The sequence below is a fragment of the Pseudomonas sp. B14-6 genome, from assembly GCF_013260315.1.
Classification (GTDB): Bacteria; Pseudomonadota; Gammaproteobacteria; order Pseudomonadales; family Pseudomonadaceae; genus Aquipseudomonas; species Aquipseudomonas mandelii.
In genome coordinates this window covers 1,066,812-1,091,915 of record NZ_CP053929.1, presented here as the reverse complement: position 1 = coordinate 1,091,915, position 25,104 = coordinate 1,066,812, and the positions used below count along the sequence as shown (strand labels likewise).

Genomic DNA, 25,104 nt, shown 5'->3' with positions numbered 1-25,104 from the left:
GGCCAGCGCTCAGCTAGCCTGGTGGGCACGGCGGCCAATGTGGCGGACGTAACACAGGTCGATCAGTTGCTGCATGGCGAGGAAATTTACGTCTACGGCGATGCGGGTTACACCGGCGTGGACAAGCGCCCGGAGCATCAGGGTCGCAAGATGATCTGGTCGATTGCCGCCCGCCCAAGCAGCTATAAAAAGCACGCGAAGAAAAGTTTGATCGGTCGCCTGCGACGCAAGATCGAATACGCGAAAGCACAGGTACGGGCCAAGGTTGAGCATCCATTTCGCGTGATCAAGCGCCAGTTCGGCTATACGAAAGTGCGCTTTCGTGGCTTGTCAAAAAACATCGCTCAGCAGACCACGTTGTTCGCCTTGTCGAATCTGTGGATGGTGCGAAAACGGTTGATGGGTATGGGCGAGGTGCGCCTGTAATGCGGGCTGATCGCCCTGAAGCAGCGCGATCAGCGGAAAGAACCATGAATTAAGGGTAAGAAAGGTCTGATTTTCGACCGACTTATGATTTTTTGAGCCTCAAGCAGCGAGGGCATGAAAAATCGGTGGGTACTTCAGACCTTCCCTAACGGTGATCAAGCAGACGACTACCTGGACTGCCATACAACGTGTCGATTAGGTTTGGCCAGGACTGAATAGGTATAGCGGGCATTAACCGGTATCCCACGATGGTCGCCGTGCGGTTGAAAGACGCAAATTTCAGAAGAGTGCATGCCATGCTTGTCTTCCTTCACGTTGTACCGCTTCCGCGACCGTTGAGTCACGGCTGACCAAGTGATCTGGTTTGAGTACAAAAGGGCCATTTAGGCCCTTTTTTATTACAGCGGTGAGGTAGCAAGCTTCCCGCCGTGCATGACAATTACGCGCATGCTGAGTAGCGTCCGGAGAAGGCACCTATTCGGCGAACCACAGTCGCGTACTCCACCCCAAGCGAGCGTGCCGCAACGGCTAAGGTGCCCTCATGAACAAAGGCAAAGAAAAAACGGAGGCTATCCCAGTCGAGCATATTAATCATCAGGTGTAGTACGAGAGGCTTTTCAGCAAGCTATAAGCCTAGCTTACCGAGTAATCAGGTGACACTGCCGCATAAAGGTTGGACTTAAAGTCGTCCCCACGTTATCCGTCCTCAAGAGCCTCTTATTCGATGACAGCAATCACGACGAACATGGCATATTCAGTCCCCCGAGGGTTGTAGAGCAACGGCTAAGTTTGCGGCTGACATGGGCACACCTGTCTTACCTTCATCGCTCTGACTTCGGCTTCATTGCTCACAACGCGCACGTCCATTTGCGCTTAAGGCATCGCTTCCAGCATCCCTGACGTTGCGATTGCGATTTCAACCCAGTGAAGGTCAGTTTCATTACGCAAGGTGTATTGGACAGACGCTTACACCGAGTCTACGCTGCGAAAGGCTCAAGATGAGGCACTTGCCAAGTCCAATAATCAAAAAACCTTAATTCCGCAGAGCGTCGGTCAAATGCTAAATGCTAGGTCAGCGCAACCGGCAGATAGCTCAAAGCTGAAACTGACCTGCATAGGCTATTGATGCAAAAGCGGAGCGATATCAAATGGAAATAGCATATCCAAAGTCGATCTCACTCGCCGGCACTCCGCCACGCATACCCCAGTTCTCTGGCTCTTGCTCAACCAGCAGTATCAGAGGGGCATGCTCTGAAATATCGAGCTGCGCAGCGATACTTTTACTGATCAACTGATAAAGCTGGCGCTTGGTTTCCAGCTTGCGTCCTTTGAAGACCGTGATTTCAATTTGGATGAACTCACTGCGATCTCCTGGGGAACGGAAGTGGTCTTTGTCATAGCAGACATAGCGCGCCTGGAGCTCTTCGTCACTGACCTTGAACACCGATTTCAAGCAACCATAAATTGTCTCGATTATGGCTAGTTGGGTATCGGCGTCACGCTGTACAGGGTCTTCTACTCTAACGATGGGCATACTGACCTCAGTTTGAATGCGGCTTGGTAGCAGCGTGCAGGAGCTCCATCAAGAGCTCGGTATGATCGTGTTTTCGGTTTTCGAGTAACCACCGCAGAGCCGCTGACGAATCCGGCGAGGATTTTTCTTGGGAGAGTTTAAAGCGCCCCTCGGTATTTTCCGGCTGTATGACCAACCCAAGAATGTGTGGCAGGTTCGATATCACCCGAGGGTCGCGCTCGTCGACCTGATAGTCAGAGGGCTGCTCTGACAACCGTTTCGCGGTTTTCTCGAGGATTTCGAGCTTTTGGTGTGGGGCGTCCACCACAGTTATGTTCGCCTGCATGTGAACGGCGAGGTAATTCCAGGTGGGGAGTTGGCGCGAGACGTAAGCCTGTGGAGGAATGTAAGCCGATGGCCCCATGAAGACGATTTGAGCACTCAGAAACTTTTCGCCTTTGAACTGTGAGTTATTGCCGTCGACATGTCCGAACAACGACCCATCCGGCTGACGCCATAGCGGAATGTGGCTACAAAGAAATTGTCCGTCCCGATGCGATGTGATCATTGCCAGCGGAAACACATCAACGAAACGGTCGATTAATCCCTTGTCTGTGGAACGGTATTGAGGATAATGAAAGGGGCATGCAGACATAGTGTGTACTCGAATTTGGTAGATAAGATCAGGACGCAAGCACGGTGCGACGTTGTTTCCGGCGATCAAGTGCGATGACCATTTGCGCCAGCCAAGTCAGGGCGTTACCCGTCTTGTAAGTGCCTGATGAAGGCGGCAGATGTAGGCCGTTGACCCCACACAGTCGATCCATCAACGTTCGCCCCATCAGCATTGAAAGCGCAATGCCTCGACCGTTACAGCCACTCCACCCCATGATTCGTTCGTCGTGCTGGTGAACCTTCGGCATCCCGTCTGTAGTGAGGCCCACCCACCCGGCCCACTGTTGCTCGGGTTCTTGCACAACAGTGCCGTAGAGGCGCTTGATGCGATCCTGGAGCAATGCACTGCAAGCGGCAGATCGCTGGAGCGGTAACGCGAAGCAGCCCGTCAGCAGCTTTGTAGGCCCCAAGCGGCGTGCAAACCACATGTCCTTGCGGTTGTCTGAAAATGGCAGCAGTCTTTCGGCACGGCACAGCTGCGGTACGGCGAAAGTCGCAAGCGTTAGGGCTAGCGGACTAACTGCTCGCCGAGTCGTACGGCTGGCCGCAGAACCATAGGCATTGCCGGCCATAAATACGCGCCCAGCCCTGATCTCACCCCGCTGAGTTTGGACGGTGACCCAGCCGCCCTGCGGTCGAACATCGAGCGCACTGCAACGTTCGATGATATGCCCACCTTTGCGGTTGACCGTGTCTGCCAGTTGGTACACGAATGCCAGGGGATTGATTGCACCAGCATCGGTAAAATGGAGGCCTTCGGCATACTCAGTAGTCCCTAATGCCGTTTCCAGTGCATCGGGCTCCATGGGGTCTACCTTGACCCCCAGGTGCGTCCAATCCTTTGCCAGTTTATGGGCCCCAACCCCCGCAGCTCCAACCATTGGTTGTACCCAGCCTTTGACCGTTAAATCCGATGGGGCGTACTCAAACACAGCCTTCGCTGTTTCGCTCAGAGCGGCTAAAAATGGCGCTGTATCCTCGCCAAGCAAACGTTGGAGTGACTCCGGCGAGTGCCTCGATGGTATGGGAACCACGAAGCCCGAATTGCGACCGCTTGCCCCAGAGCCAACATCCCCGGCTTCCAACACGGTTACCGAGTAACCTGACTCAAGCGCCCGTAGCGCTGCCGCTAATCCGCCAATTCCCGCTCCCACAATCACTACATCACTTTCAAACGGAAGGTTACCGGCGCGAGCGGTGCGGCAGGGCAGTTGTTTTTGCCAACAAGAGGGCGCCGCCAGCATTTCGCTTATGGCCTGGTTAAGCATGGCGCTGCACCCTGGCTTCCGAGTTCCTGGTCAGTGATTCCACGATGCTTTGTGAACGTAACGCCAGCAAGCTGAACGAGCCTGCGTCCCCCATGCCATGTGAAGACTCGCACAACCCGTTGAGGTAGGTGGGCAAGCCGTTGAGCAAGTCGACGCGATAATCCCTGGCAATGGTCAACGTGTCGATTTCATTTTCACGGGCGATTGGGGCTAGCAAGCTCGGGAAGGGCTCCTGACGATCTCCGGTGCCGAGGTCGAGAAAACCCGTGGCCAGAATCACCAAATCGAACGACTGGCTATGTATGCTCCCTTGAAGATACTGCCGACTTTCGATTTGCACCCCGGTAGGGGAAGGTATGCAACCGACCATGTCCTCACACGTTCGTAGCTGCAACCGACTTTCACCTTTCAGCATTTGCTCATATTTACGTACATAGAGCTGGTTTAGGACATCGATGTCCGCAGCCGAATAATTGGTATACACCAGTTCCTGACGTAACCGCGCCTTATGTTCTGCGCTGGCGTTGTGGAATGTGTCCACAAATGAGGGGAAGTAGACCTCGTCGGAAAACGGGCTTGTATCCTTCTGGCGATAGCCAAAATTACGTGTGAACCCAACGACCTCTCGTACGCCAGTCTGATCACTGGCGTGAAGCAAAATCTCTACCGCGCTCTGACTGCCGCCGATTACGGCTATGCGGCATCGTCCATCGGTGGCAGCCACAGCTTCAGCGAGGGCAGGCAAATAGTCGTTTAAATGGCGGACGCGTCGATCTTTGATGCCTGCGAAAGGGGCAGGAATGTGAGGCGTACGGCCAGGGGCGAGCACCAAAGAACGAGCAAGAAATACTCGGCCATCGACGCAGCACACTTTGTAGTGGGCGCCTTCGCCATTTGATGGGTTTACTGCTTCCACCGATGCAGCTTCACAACCGTAGGCGACGATGTCTTCAAAGAAATCTGCAGCCCAAGAAACGTACTGGGCATATTCCGCACGCAGGGGATGATGCAACGGAAGGTTCAAATGCTCGTACAGGCGGTCTTGTTCAAACAGGAAGTTCGTGAAGGTGTAACGGCTACGCGGATTGCGTGGGGTCACTAGATCTCGCAACGGATGATTCTGGATATCCGAGCCCGGCAGCAGCATGTTCGGCTGCCACAATGGGCCCAGGCGCTTTTCAAGAAATTGGACGCTCATCCCTGGAGCCAATTCTTCCAGGGCGATTGCCAATGCGATGTTTGCCGGGCCAAATCCGATACCCAGAACATCAAGGATCTTTCCAGGAGTGCTCATGCCAGCACCTCCGCGTGACGAGTACCTTTCGTGACCCGAGTTGAACTGACCATTTGTGTGGCCAGAGCACGGTCAAGCCGCTCCAATACCAGGTCGACTTGAGCACTGGTGATTACCAAGGGCGGGAGAAAGCGCAGTACTGCACCATGACGTCCTCCCGTTTCAATAATCAGGCCCTCGTTCAGACACGCACGCTTGAGACTTGCAGCTATGGCTCCCGCCGCCTGTGGGTGTCCAAGTGCATCGACGCGGCCATCCGGTTCAACCATCTCCATACCGAGCATCAAACCCCGTCCACGCACGTCACCGATGCATGGATAGCGATTCTGCAGCTGCAACAGGCCCTGGCGTAGTTGATCACCGACAACCTTGACGTGATCCAGCAGCCCTTCATTTCTGATGAACTCCAGGGTTGCGGCTCCGCTGACCAGAGCGATCTGATTGCCCCTGAACGTGCCGGTGTGTGCTCCCGGCTTCCATTGGTCGTACTGATCCAAATACAACAACAATGACAGTGGGTAGCCACCACCGATAGCCTTTGAAAGGAGGATGGCGTCCGGCACGATATCCGCCTGCTGGAACGCGAACAGGTCGCCGCTGCGACCAACACCGGCCTGGATTTCGTCAATGACCAGTGGAACGTCATGCCGTTGGGTGATTTCCCTCACCTGGCGCAGCCAATGCGCGCTTGCTGGAATGCAGCCCCCTTCGCCCTGGATTGCCTCAAGCAAAACCATTGCCGGTTTACCAATGCCACTTTCCGGATCGCTGAGGGCGTTTTCCAGGCAAACGAGGCTGAGCCGTTCTGTCTCTTCCGGACTGGTGCCGGCGCCAAATGGGCTGCGATATACGTAGGGGTAGGGCAGAAAGTGCACTTCGCCAGGCAGACCAGTAATCTCTTGTTTGGGTGCTAGGTTGCCCATCATGCCGAGCGTGCCGTGAGTCATACCGTGATAAGCACCCTGAAAAACGATGATCGGGCGGCGTTTCGTCGCGGTTTTGAACAGTTTTAGGGCAGCCTCGGCGGCGTCGGCTCCCGTAGGCCCGCAGAACTGGATCTTCGCTCGTTTGGCGAAGGCAGGCGGAAGCATCTCGTAGAGCTCCTGGACGAAATGCAGCTTTGCCGGAGTCGCGATATCGAGGGCCTGTTGCAACTGCCCGGACTGCAGAAACTGGATGACGCGTTGCTGAACAAATGGGTGATTATGTCCAAGGGGAAGAGCACCTGCGCAAGCAAGGCAATCCAGGTAACGGCGCCCATCGATGTCTACAACCTCGGTGCCTGCACCTTGGCTCAGAACTGTCGGAATATTCCTAGCGTACGTCCGGGCATTGGATTCCAGGCGCGTGAGAAAATCGATAGATGATTCAGTCATGGTTGACATTCCTTGTCAGATAGAAACAGATTCAATGAGCTGCGTTTGTTTACTGGTGGTTGCGGCCTCACCCAAGGCACGAATCCAGCGGCGGTACTCAATACCCATTCGATCGCTGACCACATGCATTTCCGCTTGTGGGTCTAGTGGCAGGCGCGGAGGGCGTTGGGATTCGACAATACGGCGATCCTGTTCGAAAACAATATTTTGCCGAGAAAGGATCTGTTCGAGCGTGAGATCCTGGCCAAAGTTAATAGCGACTATCAGCCAGATAATGCATTGCGATTCATCCACCGGAGTGGCATTGAAAAAGGTACAGAAGCGTTCCGTTTCACCTGTTTTTTTGACGAAATATGCAGTCGTAGGATTCAGGACTGAATAGGTATAGCGGGCATTAACCGGTATCCCACGATGGTCGCCGTAAGGTTGAAAGACGCAAATTTCAGAAGAGTGCAGGCCATGCTCGTCTTCCTTCACGTTGTACCGCTTCAGCGGTTCAGGTGCGTCCGGCAAACCATTGAGATTGGCATGCACAAAGGGAAAGTGTGACGCATCGATGAAGTTTTCGAGTGAGCGCAACGCGTTTGCGTTGTAAAGGTATGGGCCCGCAAACACCTTGCGGAAGCTGTCGTCATGCCACTGTGGCAATTCAGGCAGCGGTCGCAGCGGTTCCTCCAGGCTTACCCAGATATACCCGTAACGCTCTTCAGCGAAGTGGCGAAAAATGAGGCGCTGTGATGAGGGGCCTTTTCGCTCTGGATGTGCAGGAACTAACGTGCATTCGCCTTGGCTGCTGTAGCGCCACCCATGATAAGGGCACTCGATCTGTCCTTGTTTGACACAACCAAGTGACAATTTTGCACCTCGGTGGCCGCAGTAATCCTTCCAAGCATTCACTTTTCCTTGGTCGTCTCGCCATAAAACCAATTCCTCGCCAAGTAAGCGCACAGCCTTGGGTTGATCGGCGCCGACATCCGTACTCAGGCAAACCACATGCCATTGCCCTGCGAGCGCCCGGTAATCGAGTTCGTTAGGATTCCATTCGCCTTTGTATAACATGCCATCTCCTTGTAGTGCATATTAGCTAAAATCTGTTTTTACAAATCGTCGAGTGCTAGAAACTTTGCAGTTTGGATAATCAACTCGCGCTCCGAAAAACTCGTCAATTCAGCCGCCATGGCATGGCTATCTCCTGAGTGCTTGAGTTCAATCAGGGTTTTTTTCATAGCATGGATGGCTGCTCGCTGAAGATCCGATGGCACAATGACAAGTTGATAGCCGAGTTCTGCAAGTGCTGGCAGAGAAACGAGAGGGGTTTTACCGCCATAGAACATGTTCATGAGCTTAGGCCCAGGAAGCCGTTGGGCAATAATCTGAATTTGTTCCAGCGTCTCCGGCGCTTCTACAAAAATCATATCGGCACCAGCATCAACGTAACGTTGCGCCCTAACAAGCGCTGCTTCGAAACCTTCAATCGCTATCGCGTCGGTGCGCGCAATAACCAAACAATTAGCGTCCTGCAAGCTAGCACGCGCTACTTTGATCTTCTGGCACATTTCTTCGACATCAATAAGCGATTTGTTATCTAAGTGCCCGCATCGCTTAGGGAATGTTTGATCTTCTAGATGGAAGGCTGCTACACCGATCCGTTCCAGTGCCCTCACGGTGCGTTGTACGTTGGCAGTTCCGCCAAATCCAGTGTCCGCGTCTGCGATAACGGGGATATCGCTGGCTTCTACGATTTTCTCAATCCGCTCGATAACTTCAGTAAAGCTCAGCAGACCTATATCTGGATACCCAGCAGATCTAGCGATAGCGCCACCACTTGCATACACAGCGTCAAAACCAGCCAGGCTGACTAATCTTGACGACAGGCCGTCATATGCACCAGGAGCCATGATGGTTTTTCCTGAATTCAATAGATCACGTAGAGCTTGAGAGTTTTTCAATTGCAAACCTCGCTTCAAATAGTTAATTTCAGGCAAACATGCCAGATTTTTTTAATTACCGCCAAGATAGGCTCGATAAACGAGAGTAATGCCACTAACCAATATAATAATGTTGATTAGCCTGGTGAACGTGTTACGAGACATTTTAAATGAGATGTGATCGCCAGCCCAAAGTCCAAACATTAAGGCTGGCAATAAGTAGATCGCAGTCACAACTAACGCAAGATCGGAGTAGGCTCCTGCTACGGTGAGCATGGAAATGCGTACGAGCGTGCTAATTCCTATTAATGTGCTTTGAGTGGAGCTTGCTTTCTCTTTGGTGTTTATTCTACCGTTCAAATATATCGCGTACAGGAAGCCGCCGCTGCCAAACAGGGCGCCAAACAGGCCGCCGCAGACACCCAGGGGCATTGCCCACGCAGCAGATATGTAAATAGTTCGTACAGGCTTTGTAAGCATATACAACGCGTACAAGGTTACGAAACACCCCATCGCGAGCATTAAGACGTCAGATTTAGTTTTTAGTAGCACCGCTATTCCAGCCATGCTACCAATGGCCATAAATGGCAGCAGCCTAGCGAGTTCAATGCGCACCACATGCTGATGAGATCGCGCTAGTTTTCCAAATGCAGCCACGCAGTCAAGGAGCACCAATAGAGGGATCGCTTGCGACAGAGGCATGTAATTCACTAACACAGGCCCCGCTACCAGTGCCGTTCCAAAACCTGCAATAGAAAAAATTACGTATGCCAGGCTGATGGTCACGAACATTATTGCCAAGGTTGCATTGTCGAATGGGGCGTGGAGAAAAGCGTCTAGCATTATCGGGATTTCCGTGACGTGTTGTTTCATCACCCTACCCAACAGGGAAAAAATCTACTAATATGGAAATAACATCTTACTGATCACATTTTGGCATAGCTGTTATGATATCAATGAAGCAGTTGCGATATTTTGTAGAAATCGCGGAACATGGAAGCTTCAGTGTCGCAGCGCAGAGGCTGTTTATTGCTCAATCAGCGCTAAGTCGACAAATGAAGGAGCTAGAAAGTAACCTTGATACGCTTTTGTTCGAGCGCACCGCAAGACAGCCCCATCTAACACATGCTGGGTTAGCCTTCTTGCCAAGGGCCAAAGCAATTTTGATTGACGTCGACAGCGCAGCTCGACTGGCTACTTCGGTAGGCAACGGTCAAAGTGGTACTATTCGGCTTGGCCATGCCAGCACGGTGCCGCTCATAGGAAAGTTAAAAGATGCGCTTGGGCTTTATCTGGAGTGCATGACCGATGTTCATATTGAAGTGTCGGAGGAGTCTTCAGAAACACAACTAATGAATTTAGTTAACAATCGCATTGATGTGGGATTATTTCGACTGCCGGTTTTACATCAATTAAATGAGATTAAGCTTCTTACCCTGTTTAGTGAGAAAGTTGTCGTCGCAGTCGGCCCTACCCATCCTCTGTCATCAAGAAAGTCCATATCACTTGCCGAGTTGCGAGACGAGCCATTCGTCTCGATAGCACATCCAAAACGCGGTGGGCTTAGTTATCTTTCATTTGAACTTTGCGCTCGTGCAGGATTTGCTCCGAAGTCAGCTCAGGTTTATTCGTTAAAAAGTACGCAATCGTTGCTTATCCAAGCAGGATTCGGCATAGCTCTGCTTCCCGTTTCGATGGTTAAAGCTTCTTCCTTACATGCCATTGATATCACAGATGAGGGTTGTGAAAGCGGGGTCGTTCTTGCCCATCACGAGCGCGATTCCACTCTGGTCGGGGCTTTCGTTAAGCACTTTCGAGATGCATTTTCCGTCTCCGGCGCCACCACAGCAGGTCTCAGTCCATAGGCTATACAAGACCGACAAACGACAGGATAACTAGGACGATCGCAATTGCCCCAACGATGTAGATGATATTGTTCATGAAAACTACCTCTCTATCTGAACGGGATTTTCGACACCAAGGTCGTCTAATACAAACGACACCTCCGCTCGCAATTTCGTTCCGCAAGCGTTCAGATGCGGCGCCATCACCCCAATGACCCATTGCAAATTTACGAACCCTCTCTCGCCGCCAAATGTTGATTGACGGACGCTTGCTCAAGTGCGAGTCCTGCAGCGGATGCGACCGAATGAGCAAAGCACTCGCGCTTCCTTCATGCAATTCGGAGTTTTTGGTGTGACGTTAAGGATACTAATCAGATAGAGATTTCCCATGTCCAAGCTCGCCGAATTCCGCCAACTCGAAAAACACCTAGCAGAACAACTCCAAGCACTGGAAGCACTGAAGGGTGATGCTGGCCTGAAGCAAGAAATTGAATTCGAAACGAAACTGCATGCCTTGCTTGCCAAGTACGGTTACAGCTTGAAAGATGTGGTCAATTTGCTTGATCCGCAAGCGCGCCGCCGCACTCCAGCCGTCGAGTCCAAAGCCGGCAGCCGTAAGCCTCGCCAGGTGAATGTTTACAAAAATCCGGAATCTGGTGAAGTCGTCGAAACCAAAGGCGGCAACCACAAGACCTTGAAAGAATGGAAAGCGGAACACGGCTCCGCGACCGTCGAGTCTTGGCTGACCAAGTGAGTTTGGTTTGAGTACAAAAGGGCCTATTGAGGGCACTTTTTGTCGGCTAGGATGAGGGCGGATGGAGAAAAATGGAGAGGCAGAGAAGTTTCCTAAGCTTTTGCCTTTAGATGGCAGGCTTGCCGCCTGCCGGCCATAGCAATTTGCTTTCGACCCAAGTCGGACATAAAGCTCTTCCCCTCAAACAACAGTTTATTTCGAAGGAAGACCGAAGCTGGCGATGAGACTTGCCGTCGCTAAAGTGCTCATCACAACGAGCAACGGTGTTGAGCCGAGTTTGTCTAGAATAACAGCAGCTGCCACGGGGCCTACGGCCTGTGCGACCAGCATTGGACGGGCCAATAAGCCCATGCGAGTACCGTAGCCATCTTGCCCAAAAAGAGCTAATGGTAGTGTCCCTCGTGCAATGGTCAGAATCCCGTTTCCAGCGCCATATAGCGCCATCGCAATGAATGCCAGCCATGGAATAGCCGGTAACAGAAGCCCGATTCCTATCCCACTTAGCAATATAGCGACCTTGGCGGATGTGGTCGGATGCAAGTTTCGCCCAAGGGAGAACTCTGCAAGCCGGGCTACGACTTGCGATGGCCCGATTATCATGCCGATGGCCAGTGCGGTGGCCGTAGCAATGCCGAGCATTTTCAGCACATCAAGCAGATGGACAGAAATTGAAGAGATCACCAGCGACTGGAGTGTCAGTAGCGTTGCCAACAGCAAAAAGAGGCGATTGCCTGATTTTGTGTGATGGGCGGTGGCCACGGAAGAGGTGTGGGTAGGAACTGCAGCACTGTTAGGAATGCTCTCACTCTTTGGAATCAACAAGAGATGAATCGGTAATCCTATGACCAGATGAGCTGCGGCTAATGTGACGCAGCTATATCTCCAGCCAATCTGATGTTCCAGGCCGGCGATCAATGGCCAGCCTAAAGTGCTGGCGAACCCACCCAGTAGAGTGAGGCCGGTCATCGAAGTGCGTGCGCTGTCCCCAAATAGTCGTCCCAGAGTCGAGAAGGCTGCGTCATACAGGCCGGCAGCCATGGCGGCGCCAATGAATGTCCAGGCCAGGTAGTAGATGATCAGATTGCTAGCCAAACCCATCAGCAGCAGCCCCAGTGCCATCAGCATCGAACTGGTTGCGAGGACGGGGCGGCCACCATGCCGATCTATCTGCCTCCCGACCATAGGGGAGCAGGCCCCTGCGACCAACAAACCCCATGAAAGTCCCGCTACGGTGCTGGTAATTGACCATCCCATCTCTCGTGCAATCGGCGTCGCGAGGACTGCGGGCAAGTAGTACGTTGTACTCCACGCGAGTATCTGTGCGATGCCCATCGCCCAGACCAGCCCAACTCGATTGATTGTTACCTGACTGCTGATTGGATAACTCACAAGGTGCGAGCCTATTTTAGTTGTTAGATGCAACAAATTAGCGACGCCGGTACAGCATCGTCAACCAAAATGAAGGAGTGGTTGACCGTTTCCTAAGATCGGGATTATTGTTGCACCTAACAACTAATTTGTGATGATCATGGCAAAGCGAAAAAAAGACCAGCTGACTCAGGATTCCGAAGATATATACGAAGCCTTAAACCAGCTCGTTCGGGTGTATCAGTTCCGCGACCGGGATCGCATCTGCTGCTACGACGTTTCGGTCACACAATGCTATGCCATCGAGACTCTGGTCAAAAAGGGCCGACTCCGCCTGCAAGCGCTGGCAGAAGAGATGTTTCTGGATAAAAGCACCGCGAGCCGGGTGGTCGATACGCTTGAACGCAAAGGCTATGTGTCGCGTGTGGAAGACAGCGAGGATCGTCGCGCAGTGCAGGTTGAGGTTAGTGAGTCTGGTCATGAGCTTTACCAAAAGATCCGCGCTGACCTGATCGCTGAAGAGCGGGCAATGATCGAACAGTTATCACCCGAAGCGCGGCAAGGCGCGTTGAGCTTGCTGAAACAAATCACTCGAGCGACTGAGATTCGCTGTGGTTTGGTAAGTGGCTGCTGCCCGTCGGTGCCCGATGTCAATTGAGGGGGAAGCACCCTTTTTTTTGTTAGAAATGTTGTTACTACCAACTTGGTGGATTCAAGCATGCACATTCGATTTGCTGAAGTTAGGGACGCTGCGTCGATAGCTGATATCTACAACCAGGGTATTGAGGAGAGAAGCTCTACATTCGAGACCACGTTGCGCATGCCAAATGACATGCTTGAGCGCATTGCCTTGATAGAGCGCTACCCGACCCTGGTAATGGTCAGCGATGCAGATGAGGTGGTCGCTTGGGCAGGCTTGAGTAGTTACCGTTCCCGCGCTTGTTACGACGGTATCGCAGATTTCTCGATCTATTTGGATCGGAGTATTCGAGGCCAGGGATTGGGGAGAGTTTTGCTTCAGGCGCTACTGGAAGAGGCTCAAGCTCGAGGCTTTTGGAAAGTGCTTTCACGCATCTTCACCTTTAATGCGGCCAGTTTGGCGCTGTGCCGTTCGTGTGGATTTCGGGAGGTGGGTGTGTACGAAAAACATGCTTGCCTCGAGGGGCGGTGGCTCGATTGTGTAATCGTCGAGTATCTAATTCCTACCAATCAGCCGCAATAACGTGAGGAGTCAACCATGGACAGTACACTTCCTGTTGCGATCATAGGTGCCGGCCCCGTAGGGCTAGCTGCAGCCTGCCACGCCATCGCGAGGGGGCTGACTCCTTTGATCTTCGAGGTAGGGCCCAATGCAGGTGCAAGCATCGAAAAATGGGCGCGCGTACGGATGTTCTCTCCATGGGGATTCAACATCGACAAGCAGGCTGCCAAGCTGCTTGCGGCTCACGGATGGGTGGCGCCTGCTGAAGATACTTATCCATCTGGACGTGAACTGCTGGATCAGTACGTGTATCCACTTGCCGCGTTGCCATCCCTGAGTAGACACCTTTGCCTGAATACCGAAGTCTTGGCGGTGACTCGGTTTGGCCAGGATGTCATGAAGACGAAGAGCCGTGTGGCTGCACCATTTCTGCTACGGGTCAGGACTCCAGAGGGCGAAAAGGATGTGTTGGCCAGCGCCGTCATAGATGCATCGGGTACGTTCCGCTCGCCAAATTGGATGGGGGCACATGGAATTCCTGCCTTGGGCGAAAAGGATTTGGCTGACCGTATCGCTTATGGCATTCCCGAAGTGCTTCGTAGTGAACGGCAACGCTATGCAAATCGGCGAGTCATGGTGGTTGGCAGCGGTCACTCTGCGTTCAATGTCTTGCAAGACTTGGCTCGGCTTGCCCTGCAGGAGCCTCGCACGAGGATCTTTTGGGTGATTCGTGGCGCCTCCTTAGACCGCATATTGGGCGGTGGGGCAAACGATAAGCTGGAGGAGCGAGGGAAGCTGGGGCAGACGGTTCGCCAGCTATTGAATGATGGGGCCATTGAGCTGTTCGCCAACACCGCCATCGATAGGGTCACCGCAACCGACAAGGGCATCGTTGTTGAGGCGGGCGGTCAAGCTCTCCCCTTGGTGGATGAAGTCGTGGTCGCAACCGGCTTCCGACCTAAATTGGAGCTGCTTGCCGAGCTGCGTTTGGCGCTGGATTCAACGACTCAGAGCCCCATTCATCTTGCTCCGCTGATTGATCCGAATGAGCATAGTTGCGGCACTGTTCGCCCACATGGTGCCGTCGAGCTGGCTCACCCTGATGAAGGGATTTTCATCGTAGGAATGAAGAGCTATGGCCGCGCCCCGACCTTCCTGCTCCTGACAGGCTATGAGCAGGTGCGTTCAGTGGTAGCAGCGCTGGCCGGTGATTGGGATGCGGCTAAGCGAGTTGAACTGGTCTTGCCAGAGACAGGCGTGTGCAGCACGCAATTCGATGATTCTGAGTGCTGCGACCGAGCGGCAAACTCTGGCTGTTGCGAGCCAAGTTGCTGCACCGATTCGGATAAGGTTGCCGAAGTTGCGCCTGCGTTGAAGGGTTCCTGCTGCTCGTAACTGTGCGCGAAGTTGCATGCACTCAACTAGGCATTTGTATTCGACCAGACGTCTGCCTGGCTAACTGCCCCCATGCCCATTCAAGTAGGGCATGGAGGCTTGGCCTATAAGATTGTGCAACCGCAGTTACACATTAAACCTCCGCGACTTGAAGCTGATCTTCTCTTTGAATTCCTCCACTTTCCCGATGCGGCGAATGCTCGCCCACGTCCCTTTGTAATATGGGATTACGTTTCGGTCTGTCCATGGCGTGGTCAGATCGCCCATCACGCCGTTGAAATGGCCGAACTGCATAAACGTCTGGTTACGCTTGATATCCGGCTCCAGGTAGGCCAGCGCGTAGGATGAACCGTAGTCATTAAACACCTCGACCACGTCCCCAGATGTAATAGCCAAGACTTGTGCATCGTCGGGGTTAATTTCCAGATAGGCCATCGGTACACGCCGTTGCACGAAGTCGTTGTATTGATCGTGGTAGAGCGTTTGCCACACCTCGTTGATGCGCCCGCTGTTGACCCAGAACTGGTATTTCTCCTTCTGCTCTGCCACTGGCTTCGGCAGCCCTGGCCACTTCGCGGACTTGAACTCAGCCTTGCCGTCCGGAGTGTCAAACTTGTAGTCGGTGTAGAGCATCTCGGTGCCGATCAGCTTACCGTCTCGGTATTCTTTGGCGGGTAACTGGACTCCATTATTGCCCATGACCCTCAGCCGCTCGTAGGTGACGAGATTTCCCGTGGTGCCTCCCTGGCTGTCGATTGGGCCAGCACCGGGTTGGCCAGCCATACGGAAGCCGTCATTGAAGGCGTCCTCCTCGCTTTTCCAGTCGAACCCTGCAAAACGCGCCGCCATGTCCTGTTTCCCTTCGTCCGTATACATCTGCCGAAGGGTGTTAGCGATAGCCGCTGCGATGAGGCAATCGGCTTTCGCCGAACCAGGGGGATCCATGAATTTTTGTGAAAGGCGCATCCGGCGCTCGCCATTCATTGAGGTGAGATTCATTTCGCCAGGATGAGTCGCCGGCAGCATCACATGGGCGGCTTCTGCCAGCTTGGTAGGGTAGAGGTTGATGTTGGCGAAAAAGAGACCGCCTTTGTTTTTCACCGCGTCGTAGATTGCGTCCACCATCTGCGCAGTTGTACCGCCGCGAACATTGGCCATGGCCTCCCTGACAATGTTCGCGCGTTTTAGAATGACCGCACGATGTTGCTCAGCATTGAGTGTGGTCTGGAAGGGATTGGCCCCCCATGCCGTGTACATCATGCCTTTGCCGTTGATGATCTCCTGATCCACATAGATCTTGGTACTGCCTGGATAAGGGGGGCGAGTGTACCCCTCTTGGTGCCCACCCATCCGCACCACCCCCGTACCTCGTCGTCCGACGTTGTGAGTGGCCAGCACCAAGTCGACCAATGCCGACTGGATGAGGTAGTTGTCATTGCCCCAGATGATGCCTTTTTCGTAGGCGTGCATGGTGTGGGGGCGGTGACCGGAGGCTTTGGGTTTGTAAGCCCATTCGGCTGCTTGTTTGAGCTTGTCCACCGATACCCCGGTAACGCGACTGGTTTCCTCCAGCGACATTCGATTGGCTTGAAGTGCCTGGTCAAACGCTTTGGTATGGGCCGCGATAAATTCCTGGTCATGCCATTTTTGGTCGACCACGTAGGTCAGCAGACCATTGAACAGAGCGATATCCGTTCCCGGTTCGATATCCAGGTGAAGCACATTGTCTTTACCTGCTGCTTGCTCCGCTATAGCGATGGTCGGCGTCCTGCGAGGGTCGACAAAAATCACCTTGGCTGGGACAACGGCCTCTCCTGGAAAACGCTGCTTACGTTTGTCGACTGTCTGCCCCTGCAAGTTGGGCAGCCAATGCGCCAGGAAGTAGTTGGTTTGGGTTTCGTATGAGTTGCAGCCAATGGCAACAATGACGTCAGCCAACTCCGCATCTTCGTAGCTGTTGTTGAGTTCGCCAATGCCCATCTCGCGGGTGGCGTGGCACTCGGAGTTATAGGCAGGGCGGTTGTGAATTCGCACCAATGGGGTTTTCAGTGCGGTGAACATCAGCTTGCCGGTGCCCCAGGTATTCTCAAACCCGCCTCCAGCGCCTCCGTGATCGAAGCAGTCAAAGGCGAGAGCGGCTGGCCCGTCATTATCGAGAATTTTCTTGGTCACTCCCGCATAAAGCGCCAGCGCATCATCCCAACTGGTGTCCACCCACTGATCAGCCACATAAACGCGCGGACTGCGTAAGCGCTCCCTGCCTACCCCGTCGGGGCTGTACATGACCTTAGCCAGTTGTCCGCCTCGTGTGGACGAGAGCCCTTTATTAACGTCGCACTGTTTGTCCGGCACAATCATGATGTTGTAGCGCTTGCCATCCTTGTCGGTGATCGTGTTCTGCATTGCCGGTGTCATGGTGACAGCCAACGGGGGTAACTGTTTGCGGAAGTCGAGTCCGAGCGCATTTTCATCAGGAGCCCGTCCACCTTCCTGGCTCTCCGGCCATTTGTATACGTGATAGCCACAACCCACGATGCAGAAGTGGCATGTCAGGTTGGTCTTTTGGGCATCTGTCGGAGGCAGTGCCACACGATCTTTGTTGGTTGCCATTTTTAATCTCCTTATGAAAGGAGGTTGGACTGACGCCCGTAGATCAATCCTTCGACGGCAACTGCCCGTACCGAATCGTCTTTGGGGTTGTATTCGAGCACTATGTTCGGCAGGTTCTCAGTGGCTTGCCCGGAAACCATTTGGCCAATATTCTCTGGGTCGAAAATGCTGAAATGGCAGGGGCATTTGAACACCTTTTGCCCTGGGTCATAGGCAACCGGGCAGCCCATGTGTGTGCATAGGATGCTGTAGGCGACAATGTCACGTTCCGGGCCAACGCCGCCGTGAACAGGAGCGCCCATTTTGATCAATGCACAAGGCGAGGCGGCATCGGGATAGGAAAATTGGACTGGCGTATTGACCTGTAATTTCTGCGCTGTAGTGATCGCTTTCATTTGGTAGGGGAGATTGACTCGCCCCTCTACCGCAGGCGTTGATGTCGCCGCTTGTGTGAGTTCGGGCAGCCCGATAGCCACGCTCGCAGCAACCCCGCCTCCCATTTTCAGGAAGCCTCTTCTAGAAATAGATGCCATCTCTGCCTCCGCATTACGCTTGCGATGCAGTCGACCTCGTCTGTTTCGTAAGCGACTTTTTATTCAACTTACTCAGCATAGGATAGAAAGCCCTGTTCTGTGGCCAAAGTGGCTTTGGATGTCGAGTGAGTACACAGGGCCTGCTAGTGGCAATGCAAAAATCTCATCGCTGCGCGGCTACCACCAGTTCTGTACTTGTGGAACGCAGATGGCGTAGCAAATGTGGAAGGATGGCTTCAGCGTCAGGCCCTACACCTCTGAGGGTTGCTGAGGTGAAATTGCGCTGCTTTGGTAACCCCATAAAGTACAGGCCCGGGATGTGCAGTGCTCGTCCATCGCGCTGCATCAATCGCCCCCGATCATCCGTTACTGCGAGGCCTTCAAGAAAGGAAATATTTGGGCGGAATCCAGTGGCGAAGACCAGGCAATCAACCGCTTCGTGGTGACCATCCGCCCAAACAACTCCGGTTGGGGTTACTTGCCCGAACATCGACCGCTGATTGAATAGTCCTGACTTCAGCGCCTTTTTGTAAGTGCCGTCATCCAGCACCGGCGTGCTCTGATCATTGAGCCAGCGGGTTCTTTCCAGGCCTGTCCATTTCAGCCAGGCATGGAAATCCGCGCCGAGTAGCTTCTGCGGAAAGAATCGAATCGCCTCGCGCGTGGCAAGCGTGACCTCGGCCACCTTGGCTAGCTCGTAAGCAATCTGCACTGCTGAGTTCGCCGCTCCAATCACTACGATGCGTTGCCCACTGAGCATTTCCACATTCCGATACTCGGCACTGTGAAGGCGAACACCTTGGAAGCTTTCGAGCCCAGGAATTTCAGGTGTATAGGGGCGACTGAATGCCCCCGACGCCACGATCAGCGCCCTGGTAGAGAAGCGCTGCCCATTGGCAGCCACTATCTGGAACCCCCCAGCTTCTCTATTCACCTTTATGACCTGTATCCCCGGAAGAATCGGCAACTGGAAAAAGCTGGCGTACTGCTCCAGATAGCTCACTACTTCATCGCGGGAGGGGTAGTGCCCCGGTTCTCCAGGAAACGGCAGCCCCGGTAGTGAGGAGTACGCTGCCGGCGAGAACAGTTCGAGGCTGTCGTAGTAGTTACGCCAGTTACCACCCGGTTGCTGCTGCTCATCCAGGATAAGGAAATCGAGCCCCTGCTGTTTCAAATGCCGGCCACAGGCCAGTCCTGCCTGCCCTGCGCCTATTACGACAATATCGAATTGGCGATCTATTGTGTTCATGTGTGCGCACCTATACACATATTACGGTAAGAAAAAATCAGCTAGATCCGCCTGGGCAGCACAATAAAGCAATGCTCTTGGTGTGATGGAGGATGTCCTCCAGTCGCTTGACGATGGCTGGGCCATCTACTTCATAGAACATCTGACGTCCCACCTTCGTGGCGCGCACGATCCCGGCATCCAGCAGCACCTGAAGATGACGAGATACCACAGAACGCTCTTGAGGTAGGTCAGCTGCAATCGCGGTCACATCTGCTCGACCTAATTGCATCACGCGCTTCAGCACAGCAACTCTTGCCGGCTCGCAGAGGGCTCTGAAAAATGTGCCGTCGAAAGACTCAATGGCAGACTCAATGGCTTGTGATCGGTTGGTGGTGACGTCCATGTCGAGAATATATGTGCATGCACATGCACATGTAAAGCCCTGTTTGGAGGGTGGCACTGCCTCCTTCAGTAGAGAGCAGTGCCACTACAGCTTATTTCTTAATGGTCTGCAGATAGTCTTTCAGGGTTTTTTCATCAGCCGATTTCACCGTCATTCCGTTCGGGCCAGCACCGATGTCGGAGAACTGTTTGGCGGGCTCACCAGTTTTTTTGAAATCTACCAGTTCCTTGGAGCCTTCGCGGAATACCCAAAGTCGACCATCTTCGACCTCGGTAATGAAGCCTGGCTTGTCGTATTGACTGGCGAATGTAGCGCTGGCGAACAGGCTGGTGAGTAGCATCGCGGTCAGGGGCAGTTTGTTCATCGCAAGGTTCCTGCTTGAGGTTGAGGTGTGGGGGAGCCTAAAGCCGCTGCGATGACAGATTAATTACAAAATGCGCATATACGAGTAACCAGATGTTGCAGGGCGGAACTTGCTGAGAAACGACCGGCGCTTGCGCTTATGCTCCTAATTTTCTGCCAATATCATCTAAGTGAATCAGCTTCTCAGTCAGAAACTGGTGTTAGTGCTTTACTAGATATACGTAAAACCATATATTCGTTAAACCATATACTCTCCGAGACTTGGCAATGACCGATAAGACCCGCGTGCTATTTGTTTGTGTGGCTAATGCTGCCCGCTCGCAGCTGGCTGAAGCGCTGCTGCGGCACACTGACTCAGAGCGATTCGACGCCTTCAGTGCCGGTACTGCGCCTGGCGAGATCGATCCCCGTACCTTGGGAGCACTTCAGCACCTAGGTGTGAGCCCCGAAGGGCTGTACAGCAAGTCTATCGATGAGTTTGCGGGAGAGCGCTTCGATTACGTCATCACGCTGTGCGATAAATCGTCTCTGGAATGTCATGCCCTTCCAGGCGCCGGAGAGGTGCTGGCCTGGAACTTTGAAGATCCGGTGACCAGCACCAAGCACGATGCATTTCGTCACACCCTTCACGAGATCCATGAACGCATCAAGATGTTCGTGTTGGTGAAATCTAAACGTTGAGACCCCTATGGCTGACCATCTGACACCGACCACCGTATTCAAGTGCCTGGCCGACGAAACCCGCATTCGCCTTATGTTGCTTATCACCCGTGAGGACGATCTGTGCGTTTGCGAACTGACCTGCGCGCTCGATGAGAGCCAGCCGAAGATTTCCCGCCATCTGGCGCAACTGCGCAATTGCGGTTTGCTGGAGGATCGTCGGCAAGGTCAGTGGGTGTATTACCGCCTGCATCCCAGCCTGCCGGATTGGGTGATCGCCGTACTGAAAACCACTCTTGACGCCAACCAGCATTGGCTCAGTCCCGACGCCAAACGCCTCGACGTGATGGGTGATCGCCCTCAGCGCCTAGCCGCTTGCTGCTGAGTTAACGCGTGCCTGAGCAGCGCTCGGCCTCTACGAGATAGCCCAATGAAGATTCTGTTTCTCTGCACCGCCAACAGCTGCCGCAGCATTCTTTGTGAGGCCATGTTCAATCACTTGGCTCCGGCTGAGATGCACGCTTACAGCGCCGGCAGCCAGCCTAAGGGTGAAGTGCATCCGTTGAGCCTGAAAACGCTGAATATGGCTGGAGTCTCGACTGCAGGGCTCTACAGCAAATCCAGTGAAGTCCACGAGAACCTGGCACCTGATTTCGTCATCACGGTGTGCGACAAGGCTGCCGGTGACGCCTGCCCGGTATTTTTCGGGCCGGCCATCAAGGCCCACTGGGGGTTGGCTGACCCATCGGAATATCAAGGGACTCAAGAAGAAATCGATGCGGCTTTCGAAGCCACTCTGGAACAGATCAGAACCCGAATCGAATCCTTCCTGGCGTTACCGCTCAAGCAGTTAAGTGCCGAACAACTCAAGGCCGAGCTGGCCCTGATCGGCACCCTCTGACACTGGAGACATGACTATGAGTAAAAGCCGTCTTTCTTTTTTGGATCGCTATCTGACGGTCTGGATCTTTCTCGCCATGGCGATTGGTGTCAGCTTGGGCAGTCTGTTCGAGGGGCTGCCGGCCTGGCTTAACAGCCTTTCGGTGGGTTCGACCAACATCCCGATTGCCATCGGCCTGATTGTGATGATGTATCCGCCGTTAGCCAAGGTCAGGTACGAAGAGCTGCCGGAGGTGTTCAAGGACAAGCGCATCTTGGCGTTATCGCTGATCCAGAACTGGGTAATTGGCCCGGTGCTGATGTTCGTACTGGCCATCGTATTTCTCGCCGACAAGCCTGAGTACATGACCGGTCTGATCCTCATCGGCCTGGCGCGCTGCATCGCCATGGTGCTGGTGTGGAATCAAATCGCAGGCGGCAACAACCAATACGTCGCTGGGCTGGTGGCCTTCAACAGCATCTTCCAGATTTTGTTCTTCAGTGTGTATGCATGGATCTTCCTCGGTCTGCTGCCGCCATTGTTCGGCCTGCAGGGCAGCGTGATTGACACCAACTTTGTCAGCATCGGCGAGTCCGTGCTGATCTACCTGGGCATCCCATTTCTGGCTGGCTTCCTGACGCGCAAGATCCTCATCAACCGCAAGGGCCAAACCTGGTACAGCGAGCGTTTCATCCCGAAGATCAGCCCGCTCACCCTGGTCGCGCTCCTGCTGACCATCGTCGCGATGTTCAGCCTCAAGGGCGACATGGTGTTGCAGCTGCCGCTGGATGTGCTGCGCATCGCCATCCCGCTGACCATCTACTTCGTGGTGATGTTTTTCATAAGCTTTTGGATGGGGAAGCTGCTCCGCGCTGACTATCCACGCACCACCGCACTGGCCTTTACCTCCGCCAGCAACAACTTCGAGCTGGCCATAGCTGTGGCCATCGCCACATTTGGCCTGGCCTCGCCAGTGGCGTTCGCTACGGTGATCGGCCCTCTGGTTGAAGTGCCGGTTTTGATCATGCTGGTCAGTGTGGCCCTCTGGCTCAAGCGCCGCTGGTTCGATCATCCGAAGGGCGCCCTCGCTCAGGAGTAAATTTATGACTGAAGAAATGATCCCCAACCTCGATGCCGAACTGGTCGATCTGCCGACCCTTGATAAGCTCGGCAGTACGCTGTCGGCCACACACAAGCCGCGCATCCTGCTGCTCTACGGCTCGACCCGCGAGCGTTCGTTCAGCCGCCTGCTGACCGAGGAAGCTGCGCGTTTGTTGCAGCACTTGGGCGCAGAAACACGCATCTTCAACCCATCTGGGCTGCCGTTGCCGGATGACGTGCCGGACAGCCATCCCAGAGTGCAAGAGCTTCGCGAGCTGGTGCTCTGGTCAGAAGGTCAGGTCTGGTGCTCCCCCGAGCGCCACGGTTCGATGAGCGCGGTGTTCAAGGCGCAGATCGACTGGATTCCGTTGACCATGGGCGCGGTGCGCCCAACCCAGGGTAAGACACTGGCTGTGATGCAGGTCTGTGGCGGCTCGCAATCCTTCAACGTGGTCAACCAGCTGCGTGTGCTGGGTCGCTGGATGCTTATGTTCACTATTCCCAACCAGTCCTCGGTGCCGAAGGCCTACCTAGAGTTCGATGACAACGGTCGGATGAAACCTTCTCCGTTCTACGACCGTGTTGTGGACGTAATGGAAGAGTTGGTGAAATTCACACTACTGCTTCGCGACCGCCAGGACTATTTGGTCGACCGCTATTCCGAACGCAAGGAATCGGCGGAAGAACTCATGAAACGTGTTAATCAGCGCTCCATTTGAGGATATTTCGCCGTGCAACAACACCCATATTCCGTACTACCCCTGGCACAGTTCAGTGGCCAATTGATCTTCACCCCGTGCCCCGGCACGAAGGGCACCCTACCTTTCGAGGCGCTGAAAACCCTTAAGGAAGCCGGTGCATCGGCATTACTGACGCTGATGCCTACCGAGGAGTTGCTTCAGAACGAAATTGACCTGCTGCCCGAAGAGTGCCAAATGCTCGGCATCGAGTGGTTTCACCTGCCGGTGGACGATGATCAAGCTCCTGGCGAAGCATTCAAAACCGCATGGGAACAGCACCATTCACGACTTAAGCATCTGCTGAGCGAAGGGAAAACCATTGCCATCCATTGCAAGGGCGGCTCGGGTCGTACCGGCTTGATTGCGGCGCAGCTGTTAATCGAGAGCGGTGTGCCATTCAACGATGCCATCCGTGACGTTCAGTCGTTGCGTCCACGCGCTATCCAGCATCCTGCCCATATTGAATACATCGGCCAGTTTGACACTGAGTCGAACTCCCACTGACTACAGATACAGAGCAAAACAACATGACTATCAAAGTTGGTATTAACGGTTTCGGTCGCATCGGTCGTCTCGCCCTGCGTGCAGCCTGGGGCTGGCCAGAGTTCGAGTTTGTGCAGATCAACGATCCTGCAGGCGATGCAGCAACCCATGCGCACCTGATCAACTTCGACTCTGTACATGGCCGTTGGCACAGCGAAGCAAGCGCCGAAGGCGATCATGTCGTGATTGGCGGCAAGCGCATCAAGGTCACCGCGAACAAAGCGATTGGCGACACCGACTGGTCGGCTTGCGATCTGGTGATCGAGGCCAGCGGCAAGATGAAGACTGTGGCGGTGTTGCAGGCCTACCTGGATCAGGGCGTTAAGCGTGTGGTGGTCTGTGCGCCGGTCAAGGAACAAGGCGCCTTGAATGTGGTGATGGGCGTTAACCAACACCTGTTCGACCCGGCGCAGCACCGCATTGTCACAGCGGCCTCCTGCACTACCAACTGTCTGGCACCAGTGGTTAAAGTGATCCACGAGAACCTGGGCATCCGCCACGGCTCGATCACCACGATTCACGACCTGACCAACACCCAGAGCATTCTCGATCAACCGCACAAAGATCTGCGCCGTGCCCGCGCCTCGGGCATGAGCCTCATCCCGACCAGCACCGGCTCGGCCACCGCCATTGCAGAAATCTTCCCCGAACTGCGTGGCCGCCTGAATGGTCACGCAGTGCGCGTTCCGCTGGCCAACGCCTCGCTCACCGATTGTGTGTTCGAAGTGGAGCGCGCAACCTCGGTGGATGAGGTCAATGCTTTGCTCAAGGCGGCGGCAGAAGGCCCACTGAAGAATATCCTCGGCTATGAAGTGCGCCCATTGGTGTCCATCGACTACCGCACCGACCCGCGCTCATCGATCATCGATGCGCTGTCGACGATGGTGATCAATGGCACTCAAGTGAAGATCTATGCCTGGTACGACAACGAATGGGGTTACGCCAACCGCGCTGTTGAGCTGGCCAAACTGGTCGGTTTGGCCGATTAACAGGAAGCG

26 protein-coding genes and 1 pseudogene are annotated in these 25,104 nt (G+C 54.0%); 13 read left to right on the top strand and 14 right to left on the bottom strand.

The window, feature by feature from the left end:
• Positions 1 to 15 precede the first annotated feature (15 nt).
• A pseudogene (locus tag HP062_RS04990) lies at positions 16 to 426 on the top strand (transposase); the annotation flags it as partial.
• Between the two features lie 1,144 nt (positions 427 to 1,570).
• Here the strand turns inward: HP062_RS04990 and HP062_RS04985 are convergent.
• The 8 genes from HP062_RS04985 to HP062_RS04950 are packed head-to-tail and all read right to left on the bottom strand — an operon-like array spanning position 1,571 to position 9,353.
• On the bottom strand, positions 1,571 to 1,960 hold the full coding sequence (locus tag HP062_RS04985) for a tautomerase family protein (protein WP_172790968.1): 390 nt from the start codon (positions 1,958 to 1,960) through the stop codon (positions 1,571 to 1,573).
• 7 nt (positions 1,961 to 1,967) lie between these two features.
• Positions 1,968 to 2,594 (bottom strand): FMN-binding negative transcriptional regulator, encoded by a 627-nt coding sequence (locus HP062_RS04980; RefSeq protein ID WP_172790967.1) that lies wholly within the window; start codon positions 2,592 to 2,594, stop codon positions 1,968 to 1,970.
• Positions 2,595 to 2,622: 28 nt separating this feature from the next.
• Positions 2,623 to 3,882, bottom strand: a complete 1,260-nt coding sequence (locus HP062_RS04975; protein WP_172790966.1) for an FAD-binding oxidoreductase — start codon at positions 3,880 to 3,882, stop codon at positions 2,623 to 2,625.
• Positions 3,875 to 5,176, bottom strand: coding sequence for a SidA/IucD/PvdA family monooxygenase (locus tag HP062_RS04970; protein ID WP_172790965.1), 1,302 nt, complete (start codon positions 5,174 to 5,176; stop codon positions 3,875 to 3,877). Before HP062_RS04970 ends, HP062_RS04975 begins: the two co-directional genes overlap by 8 nt.
• Entirely contained in the window at positions 5,173 to 6,552 is a 1,380-nt protein-coding gene (locus HP062_RS04965) for a diaminobutyrate--2-oxoglutarate transaminase family protein (RefSeq protein ID WP_218585114.1), read from the bottom strand. Before HP062_RS04965 ends, HP062_RS04970 begins: the two co-directional genes overlap by 4 nt.
• A 15-nt stretch (positions 6,553 to 6,567) precedes the next feature.
• On the bottom strand, positions 6,568 to 7,611 hold the full coding sequence (locus HP062_RS04960) for an aromatic ring-hydroxylating dioxygenase subunit alpha (protein WP_172790963.1): 1,044 nt from the start codon (positions 7,609 to 7,611) through the stop codon (positions 6,568 to 6,570).
• Positions 7,612 to 7,649: 38 nt separating this feature from the next.
• Entirely contained in the window at positions 7,650 to 8,501 is an 852-nt protein-coding gene (locus tag HP062_RS04955) for an oxaloacetate decarboxylase (RefSeq protein WP_172790962.1), read from the bottom strand.
• Between the two features lie 51 nt (positions 8,502 to 8,552).
• The gene (locus tag HP062_RS04950; protein ID WP_256666094.1) at positions 8,553 to 9,353 is read right to left on the bottom strand and encodes a sulfite exporter TauE/SafE family protein; all 801 of its coding nucleotides are present in this window, start codon (positions 9,351 to 9,353) and stop codon (positions 8,553 to 8,555) included.
• 74 nt (positions 9,354 to 9,427) lie between these two features.
• Between HP062_RS04950 and HP062_RS04945 the strand changes: the two genes are divergently transcribed.
• Positions 9,428 to 10,345 (top strand): LysR family transcriptional regulator, encoded by a 918-nt coding sequence (locus tag HP062_RS04945; protein ID WP_172790961.1) that lies wholly within the window; start codon positions 9,428 to 9,430, stop codon positions 10,343 to 10,345.
• Positions 10,346 to 10,712: 367 nt separating this feature from the next.
• Positions 10,713 to 11,078, top strand: a complete 366-nt coding sequence (locus HP062_RS04940) for a histone-like nucleoid-structuring protein, MvaT/MvaU family (RefSeq protein ID WP_172790960.1) — start codon at positions 10,713 to 10,715, stop codon at positions 11,076 to 11,078.
• A gap of 192 nt (positions 11,079 to 11,270) precedes the next feature.
• Here HP062_RS04940 and HP062_RS04935 read toward each other — a convergent pair whose 3' ends face one another.
• Positions 11,271 to 12,410 carry an MFS transporter gene (locus HP062_RS04935; protein ID WP_172792541.1) on the bottom strand — a complete coding sequence of 380 codons (1,140 nt, stop codon included), beginning with the start codon at positions 12,408 to 12,410 and terminating at the stop codon, positions 11,271 to 11,273.
• A gap of 196 nt (positions 12,411 to 12,606) precedes the next feature.
• Here HP062_RS04935 and HP062_RS04930 point away from each other — a divergent pair, with 196 nt between their 5' ends.
• From HP062_RS04930 to HP062_RS04920, 3 genes are read left to right on the top strand one after another with little or no spacing between them, the layout of a single operon-like run.
• Positions 12,607 to 13,104 carry a MarR family winged helix-turn-helix transcriptional regulator gene (locus tag HP062_RS04930; protein ID WP_172790959.1) on the top strand — a complete coding sequence of 166 codons (498 nt, stop codon included), beginning with the start codon at positions 12,607 to 12,609 and terminating at the stop codon, positions 13,102 to 13,104.
• Between the two features lie 60 nt (positions 13,105 to 13,164).
• Positions 13,165 to 13,668 carry an arsinothricin resistance N-acetyltransferase ArsN1 family A gene (locus tag HP062_RS04925; RefSeq protein WP_172790958.1) on the top strand — a complete coding sequence of 168 codons (504 nt, stop codon included), beginning with the start codon at positions 13,165 to 13,167 and terminating at the stop codon, positions 13,666 to 13,668.
• A gap of 15 nt (positions 13,669 to 13,683) precedes the next feature.
• Positions 13,684 to 15,042 (top strand): NAD(P)-binding domain-containing protein, encoded by a 1,359-nt coding sequence (locus HP062_RS04920; RefSeq protein ID WP_172790957.1) that lies wholly within the window; start codon positions 13,684 to 13,686, stop codon positions 15,040 to 15,042.
• 126 nt (positions 15,043 to 15,168) lie between these two features.
• Here the strand turns inward: HP062_RS04920 and HP062_RS04915 are convergent, their stop codons facing one another.
• The 5 genes from HP062_RS04915 to HP062_RS04895 all read right to left on the bottom strand — a co-directional run bounded on the left by HP062_RS04915 (position 15,169) and on the right by HP062_RS04895 (position 20,183).
• Positions 15,169 to 17,652, bottom strand: coding sequence for an arsenate reductase (azurin) large subunit (locus tag HP062_RS04915; RefSeq protein ID WP_172790956.1), 2,484 nt, complete (start codon positions 17,650 to 17,652; stop codon positions 15,169 to 15,171).
• 11 nt (positions 17,653 to 17,663) lie between these two features.
• Positions 17,664 to 18,185 carry an arsenate reductase (azurin) small subunit gene (locus HP062_RS04910; RefSeq protein WP_172790955.1) on the bottom strand — a complete coding sequence of 174 codons (522 nt, stop codon included), beginning with the start codon at positions 18,183 to 18,185 and terminating at the stop codon, positions 17,664 to 17,666.
• 163 nt (positions 18,186 to 18,348) lie between these two features.
• A complete protein-coding gene (locus tag HP062_RS04905) occupies positions 18,349 to 19,434 on the bottom strand; it encodes an NAD(P)/FAD-dependent oxidoreductase (protein ID WP_172790954.1) in 1,086 nt (361 codons plus the stop codon).
• 37 nt (positions 19,435 to 19,471) lie between these two features.
• Positions 19,472 to 19,819 (bottom strand): helix-turn-helix transcriptional regulator, encoded by a 348-nt coding sequence (locus tag HP062_RS04900; RefSeq protein WP_172790953.1) that lies wholly within the window; start codon positions 19,817 to 19,819, stop codon positions 19,472 to 19,474.
• A gap of 91 nt (positions 19,820 to 19,910) precedes the next feature.
• A complete protein-coding gene (locus HP062_RS04895) occupies positions 19,911 to 20,183 on the bottom strand; it encodes a hypothetical protein (protein ID WP_090182426.1) in 273 nt (90 codons plus the stop codon).
• 266 nt (positions 20,184 to 20,449) lie between these two features.
• Between HP062_RS04895 and HP062_RS04890 the strand changes: the two genes are divergently transcribed.
• The 7 genes from HP062_RS04890 to HP062_RS04860 are packed head-to-tail and all read left to right on the top strand — an operon-like array spanning position 20,450 to position 25,095.
• A complete protein-coding gene (locus HP062_RS04890; RefSeq protein WP_172790952.1) occupies positions 20,450 to 20,863 on the top strand; it encodes an arsenate reductase ArsC in 414 nt (137 codons plus the stop codon).
• Positions 20,864 to 20,870: 7 nt separating this feature from the next.
• Positions 20,871 to 21,227 carry a metalloregulator ArsR/SmtB family transcription factor gene (locus HP062_RS04885; protein WP_028621210.1) on the top strand — a complete coding sequence of 119 codons (357 nt, stop codon included), beginning with the start codon at positions 20,871 to 20,873 and terminating at the stop codon, positions 21,225 to 21,227.
• A 45-nt stretch (positions 21,228 to 21,272) separates the two neighbouring features.
• Entirely contained in the window at positions 21,273 to 21,743 is a 471-nt protein-coding gene (locus HP062_RS04880; protein ID WP_172790951.1) for an arsenate reductase ArsC, read from the top strand.
• Between the two features lie 16 nt (positions 21,744 to 21,759).
• Positions 21,760 to 22,821 (top strand): ACR3 family arsenite efflux transporter, encoded by a 1,062-nt coding sequence (arsB, locus tag HP062_RS04875; protein ID WP_172790950.1) that lies wholly within the window; start codon positions 21,760 to 21,762, stop codon positions 22,819 to 22,821.
• Positions 22,822 to 22,825: 4 nt separating this feature from the next.
• Positions 22,826 to 23,542 carry an arsenical resistance protein ArsH gene (gene arsH, locus HP062_RS04870; RefSeq protein WP_172790949.1) on the top strand — a complete coding sequence of 239 codons (717 nt, stop codon included), beginning with the start codon at positions 22,826 to 22,828 and terminating at the stop codon, positions 23,540 to 23,542.
• 12 nt (positions 23,543 to 23,554) lie between these two features.
• Positions 23,555 to 24,067, top strand: coding sequence for a tyrosine-protein phosphatase (locus tag HP062_RS04865; protein ID WP_172790948.1), 513 nt, complete (start codon positions 23,555 to 23,557; stop codon positions 24,065 to 24,067).
• A 23-nt stretch (positions 24,068 to 24,090) separates the two neighbouring features.
• A complete protein-coding gene (locus HP062_RS04860) occupies positions 24,091 to 25,095 on the top strand; it encodes an ArsJ-associated glyceraldehyde-3-phosphate dehydrogenase (protein ID WP_172790947.1) in 1,005 nt (334 codons plus the stop codon).
• Positions 25,096 to 25,104 lie beyond the last annotated feature (9 nt).

What these genes read in the sequence shown, in the direction of transcription:
- HP062_RS04985 (WP_172790968.1), bottom strand. Translation starts at nt 1,960, where the DNA reads ATGCCCATCGTTAGAGTAGAAGACCCTGTACAGCGTGACGCCGATACC.
- HP062_RS04980 (WP_172790967.1), bottom strand. Translation starts at nt 2,594, where the DNA reads ATGTCTGCATGCCCCTTTCATTATCCTCAATACCGTTCCACAGACAAG.
- HP062_RS04975 (WP_172790966.1), bottom strand. Translation starts at nt 3,882, where the DNA reads ATGCTTAACCAGGCCATAAGCGAAATGCTGGCGGCGCCCTCTTGTTGG.
- HP062_RS04970 (WP_172790965.1), bottom strand. Translation starts at nt 5,176, where the DNA reads ATGAGCACTCCTGGAAAGATCCTTGATGTTCTGGGTATCGGATTTGGC.
- HP062_RS04965 (WP_218585114.1), bottom strand. Translation starts at nt 6,552, where the DNA reads ATGACTGAATCATCTATCGATTTTCTCACGCGCCTGGAATCCAATGCC.
- HP062_RS04960 (WP_172790963.1), bottom strand. Translation starts at nt 7,611, where the DNA reads ATGTTATACAAAGGCGAATGGAATCCTAACGAACTCGATTACCGGGCG.
- HP062_RS04950 (WP_256666094.1), bottom strand. Translation starts at nt 9,353, where the DNA reads ATGAAACAACACGTCACGGAAATCCCGATAATGCTAGACGCTTTTCTC.
- HP062_RS04945 (WP_172790961.1), top strand. Translation starts at nt 9,428, where the DNA reads ATGATATCAATGAAGCAGTTGCGATATTTTGTAGAAATCGCGGAACAT.
- HP062_RS04940 (WP_172790960.1), top strand. Translation starts at nt 10,713, where the DNA reads ATGTCCAAGCTCGCCGAATTCCGCCAACTCGAAAAACACCTAGCAGAA.
- HP062_RS04935 (WP_172792541.1), bottom strand. Translation starts at nt 12,410, where the DNA reads ATGGGCATCGCACAGATACTCGCGTGGAGTACAACGTACTACTTGCCC.
- HP062_RS04930 (WP_172790959.1), top strand. Translation starts at nt 12,607, where the DNA reads ATGGCAAAGCGAAAAAAAGACCAGCTGACTCAGGATTCCGAAGATATA.
- HP062_RS04925 (WP_172790958.1), top strand. Translation starts at nt 13,165, where the DNA reads ATGCACATTCGATTTGCTGAAGTTAGGGACGCTGCGTCGATAGCTGAT.
- HP062_RS04920 (WP_172790957.1), top strand. Translation starts at nt 13,684, where the DNA reads ATGGACAGTACACTTCCTGTTGCGATCATAGGTGCCGGCCCCGTAGGG.
- HP062_RS04915 (WP_172790956.1), bottom strand. Translation starts at nt 17,652, where the DNA reads ATGGCAACCAACAAAGATCGTGTGGCACTGCCTCCGACAGATGCCCAA.
- HP062_RS04910 (WP_172790955.1), bottom strand. Translation starts at nt 18,185, where the DNA reads ATGGCATCTATTTCTAGAAGAGGCTTCCTGAAAATGGGAGGCGGGGTT.
- HP062_RS04905 (WP_172790954.1), bottom strand. Translation starts at nt 19,434, where the DNA reads ATGAACACAATAGATCGCCAATTCGATATTGTCGTAATAGGCGCAGGG.
- HP062_RS04900 (WP_172790953.1), bottom strand. Translation starts at nt 19,819, where the DNA reads ATGGACGTCACCACCAACCGATCACAAGCCATTGAGTCTGCCATTGAG.
- HP062_RS04895 (WP_090182426.1), bottom strand. Translation starts at nt 20,183, where the DNA reads ATGAACAAACTGCCCCTGACCGCGATGCTACTCACCAGCCTGTTCGCC.
- HP062_RS04890 (WP_172790952.1), top strand. Translation starts at nt 20,450, where the DNA reads ATGACCGATAAGACCCGCGTGCTATTTGTTTGTGTGGCTAATGCTGCC.
- HP062_RS04885 (WP_028621210.1), top strand. Translation starts at nt 20,871, where the DNA reads ATGGCTGACCATCTGACACCGACCACCGTATTCAAGTGCCTGGCCGAC.
- HP062_RS04880 (WP_172790951.1), top strand. Translation starts at nt 21,273, where the DNA reads ATGAAGATTCTGTTTCTCTGCACCGCCAACAGCTGCCGCAGCATTCTT.
- arsB (WP_172790950.1), top strand. Translation starts at nt 21,760, where the DNA reads ATGAGTAAAAGCCGTCTTTCTTTTTTGGATCGCTATCTGACGGTCTGG.
- arsH (WP_172790949.1), top strand. Translation starts at nt 22,826, where the DNA reads ATGACTGAAGAAATGATCCCCAACCTCGATGCCGAACTGGTCGATCTG.
- HP062_RS04860 (WP_172790947.1), top strand. Translation starts at nt 24,091, where the DNA reads ATGACTATCAAAGTTGGTATTAACGGTTTCGGTCGCATCGGTCGTCTC.